This is a genomic window from Alkalicoccus luteus, assembly GCF_012034335.1.
Taxonomy (GTDB): domain Bacteria; phylum Bacillota; class Bacilli; order Bacillales; family Salisediminibacteriaceae; genus Alkalicoccus; species Alkalicoccus luteus_A.
Genome location: NZ_JAATHJ010000087.1, coordinates 1 through 409, shown reverse-complemented (window position 1 = coordinate 409; position 409 = coordinate 1). Strand labels below are relative to the sequence as shown.

Genomic DNA, 409 nt, shown 5'->3' with positions numbered 1-409 from the left:
ACATAGTTGTATCATCTTAAAAACAAGCATACAATCTGCAAATCTTAGACAAAGCAAAACCCCCGCCAAACGCCAATCTGCACGGGGGTTTCGAGATACAACATGAGCCAATTATACACCCAACCCGACCTCTTCTTGCAAGAACGTATCCCACACAAGCCATACTGCAAAGATTTCAAAGAAGCACCTATGCTGGTGCGCTCTTACGCTGCCGCCATCAAACGCCGCTACATCCAAGTCAATCCGCCGCATCTGCGTGTGTTTATGCTCTTTGACTTGGATTACGAAGGGGCGGGGTTGGCTTGGGAAGACAATAATCTGCCTATGCCTGCTTGGGCGGCAATCAACAGGGAAAACGGCGGCGCACACCTTGCCTATGCGCTTTCCGCGCCTGTGCTGACGGCGGAAT

Annotated in this window: 1 protein-coding gene; it reads left to right on the top strand. The window is 50.9% G+C overall.

The features are described 5' to 3' along the window. Nucleotides 1-102 precede the first annotated feature (102 nt). Nucleotides 103-409 (top strand): replication initiation protein (locus HCN83_RS18045; protein WP_246238306.1); only part of this gene is annotated, 307 nt, incomplete at its 3' end.